The 4,073-nt window shown below is 64.9% G+C and carries 1 pseudogene; it reads left to right on the forward strand.

The features are described from left to right. Positions 1 to 4,073: pseudogene (locus tag FNJ47_RS44915) on the forward strand (filamentous hemagglutinin); the annotation flags it as partial.

The following is a 4,073-nucleotide window of genomic DNA, read 5'->3' on the forward strand; positions in this document are numbered from 1 at the left end:
ACCGCCTACAACATCGGCAGCAACACGGGCATCGAGATCGGCGAAGGCACGCGCGTGGATGCCGAGGTGCCGGTCTATCGCTTTACCCAGCGCAGCTATGCCGCGCCCAGCGGGAGCCTCGTCTCGGATGCTGCGGAACTTCGGACGCCACAGAGGTTCACGATCGATTCCTTCAAGCGCAGCACCACGCAGCGTGTCGGCGCCGATGTAACGTTCTGGAGCCTGCATGATTTCACGCTGGCCAAGGGCGCGTCCATCAACGTCGATCCGGGACGCTCAGTCTCGATCTTCGCCAATCGCCAGACCGTCATCGACGGCGCGATCACGGCGCCCGCCGGCAATATCCTGATCACGAGCCTCCAGGATGCGCCCGGCGACAGCCGGTATAATTCGGGTTACGGCGAGTTCGGCCTGACCCGCTCGTTCTGGATTGGCGACGACGCGGTGCTGGATGTCTCGGCGCGCAACGCGGTGGGACGTGATGTCCGCGGGGTTTCCTACACGGCAGTGCCGGATGGCGGCACGATCCGCATCGGCGGCACCGGCGCGTTGGATCCAAAATATCCCGTCGTCAGCGATGCCTTTGTGATCGTTCGCCCCGGCGCGGTGATCGACGCGTCAGGGTCGTCTGCGGTGGTCGACGTGCTCAGCGGCAACAACTATGTCCCGACACCTGCCGCGAGTGACGGCGGAACGATCTCGCTCTATTCCAGCTTCGGCATGGCCCTCGACGGCACCTTGCGGGCGGCGGCCGGCGGCAGCGGCGCGTCCGGCGGCGCGCTGAACCTGACCATGTCGTGGCGTGGCTACATCGTCGGGCAGCCGAACGCAAATGCGCCCTATGCGAGCGGCGACCTGCCTGAGGCGTTCCAGAGGTCGCGTGACATCACGCTCGTGCAAAATGCCGCGGGCAGCGGCCTTGCCGCCGGTCTGTCGCCGGGGCAGGCCGATCCGGCTCTGCAATTCGGGCGGGCGGTAATTGGCGTCAACCAGATCGAGAAGGGCGGCTTCGGCGCTCTCGCGCTCTATACGCGCGATCTTCTCGTCTTCGACGGCAATGTGGATCTCAGCCAGTCGCGCAGCCTTCGTCTGTCGAGCGGTGTCATCACATCGGCACCCAACACGCCGAACAGCACGATTCATTTGTCCGCGCCCTATGTCCGTCTCGATGGCGTCTACAACGCCGAGGACTCGCAAACGGCGGTGGGATATTCCCCCGGGATCAACAATGTCGGCGTCCGGAATCCGGCGGCTGGCGGAAGCTTCACAGTCGCAGGCGACCTGATCGATGTGTACGGGCCGGTCCAGTTCGGCGCCACCGGCCAACAGGGCAGCGGGGCCGTGGACATCGGACGTCCCGTCAGCCTTCCATTCGATGCCCGCGGCTTTCATCAGGTCGCGCTCCAGAGCAACGGCGATATCAGGTTCGGCACTGGCGGGCTCAATGTTGAAAATCTCGCACTGACCGCAGACCAGATCTATCCGCTGAGCGGCGCGTTGGCGCTGATCAAGGTTGGGCTTCGTCCGAACGGGGCAAGCGCCGCCTATGACCCCGACGCCCGTCTCGTCATCCGCCGCAATAACGACGAAACGCCGCCGGTCCCGGCTTCGGCCTTTGGTGATCTGGTCCTCATTGCCGCCGACATTGATCAGGGCGGCGTTGTTCGCGCACCGCTTGGTCGCATCTGGTTCAACAATTCACGACTCGACAAGGGTCCGTTCTTTCCCCCGGCACCTGACGCGCATATCACCTTCCGCAGCGGCAGCATCACCTCCGCAAGTGCGGCCGGATTGATCATGCCGTTTGGCGGCACCTCGGATGGCATCACCTATCAAGGCGCGGACGGCACGCTGCATAACCTGGCGAGCGCCTCCTACGATGATCATGTCAGCGGCCTCATGATTGCGAGCGGCATTTCGATCAACGCTGCCTCTGTTGTGGGCGAGCCAGGGTCCGTGCTCGATCTGTCCGGTGGTGGGACGCTCACAGGAGCAGGCTTCATCTCTGGTCGTGGCGGCTCGGTCGATGTGCTGAAGACGGCCCTCGTCAATGCCAACCCGGTCAACAGCTACAGCGCTCCCGGCAACAAGGTCTACGCCATCCTGCCCGGTTATGCGGCCGAATATGCGCCGGCGATCGCGACCCACGGCGCCGGAGACCCGGTGATCGGCCAGCAGATCACGCTTCCTTCAGGTGTGCCGGGACTGCCCGCAGGCACCTACACGCTGTTGCCGTCGAGCTATGCACTGCTGCCCGGTGGCTATCGCGTCGAGCTCGGCTCGACCGGAACAACAGTGATGCGCCCCGTCGCTGCGGGCAATGGCACCGTCGTCACGTCGGGCTATCTCGGCGTCGCCAACACCGCAATCCAAGACACGCTGCCGACGCGGATAATCCTCACCTCCGGCCAGGCCACGCGGCTCTATTCGCAATACAACGAGACCGGTTATGCCGATTTCGAACGCACGCAGGCTGCCGCATTCGGCGGGTTCCGGCCTCGTTTGCCGGAGGACGGCAAGGTTCTCGAAATCGGTCTCCTTCCTCAGCTGGATAATGCGAAAGCATTGACGTTTGCCGGTACAGCCCTGTTCAACGGCGCCAAGGGCGGCGTCGACGGCACGCTGGCGGTCAGGCCGTCGACTCTCGATTCGTCGATCGTCGCGCTCGACATCACGGCGCCAGGCGCAACGCCGATAGCCGGTCATACGTCGATCTCCAGCGACGACATCAATGCCTTTAGGGCATCTACACTCTTGCTGGGTGGCACCAGCGTGTATTCGGTGCTGAACAATCCTGGAGCGGGTGCCCAAATCTATTTCGACGGAAGCGTCACCGTGAATCTGCTCGATGGTGCCAGCATCCGGGCCGGGCAGGTGTTCCTGGTTGGCAGCACGGTCAATATGGCAGGCAGCGCAATCATCGATACGCGCGGGCTGAGCAGCAATACGATCGATTCCACGCTTGGCTACACGTATGGCAACGTAGACCCCACGTCGACCAGTTCGACGGCCGATCGGCCGGCAGTGCTCGCCGTCGCCAATGGCCGCTTCCAGTTCCTTGATGCTGTCGGATCCGGCAAGATCAATATCGCGAGCGGCGCGTCACTGCTGACCGATGGCAGCGTGGTGCTGGCCGCGCCGGGCGGCCTCTCCATGGGCGACGTCAATTTCGGTGCGCGTTACCTCAACGTCACGCAAGAGCAGGTCAATGTCGGCACCGAGACAACCCTGGCGGCAGCGCAGGCCGCGGGCCAGCTGCGGGCGGGATGGAATCTCACCCAAAGCGTGCTCGACAAGCTGCTGCGGCCGTCGACGACCGCCGGCAGCCCCGCGCTCGAACAGCTTATCATCACGGCAAGCGGCGCTTTCAACCTGATCGGAACGGTCGATCTCGACACCACGCGCCAGGGCAGCGCCTCCTCAGATTCCCTCAAATTCGTTCTCAACACGCCGGCCATTTACGGTCTCGGTGCCGCGGGCGATACCGCCGGCATCACCGCCGACACGCTGGTCTGGAATGGCATCCGTACGGGCAACGGCGGCACCATCCCTTACGGCAGCCAGGCACCTGGTGCTGTGCTGCCCGGAGGGCCCGGCACGGGATCGGGCCATCTCGCCATCACGGCCAACGAGATTCTGTTCGGTTACGATGCCTCGCTGAGCAGGCCGACCGACGGCGCAACGCTGGGCCGCCTTGCGCTCGGCTTCTCCGATGTGACGCTGACGGCCGCGAAAAGCATCACCTCGAATAGCAATGGCACGCTGAAGGTGGCGCTCAGCCAGGACGCTGGCGGCGCCCTGCAAGGCGGCGCGCTCACCATCGCAACCCCGCTGATCACGGCGAGCAGTGGGGCCAAGCTCGATGTCAGCGCGGGCGCTGCCTTGCGGCTGGTCACGCCGGCGGGGGGCGCCCCCGCCGGTAAGGGGGGCGTGACCGATCTCGGCGGGACGCACTCCTTCACCGGCGACAGGGGCCCTGTCGGCACCGCGCTCCCCATGCCGGCCGGCCAGCCGAACCTGGACGCAGCCCACGACGGTCTGCTCGGCGGCAAAGCAGCGGTACGTACGGTGGG

It is taken from the genome of Bradyrhizobium uaiense, from assembly GCF_010811875.1.
Classification (GTDB): Bacteria; Pseudomonadota; Alphaproteobacteria; order Rhizobiales; family Xanthobacteraceae; genus Bradyrhizobium; species Bradyrhizobium uaiense.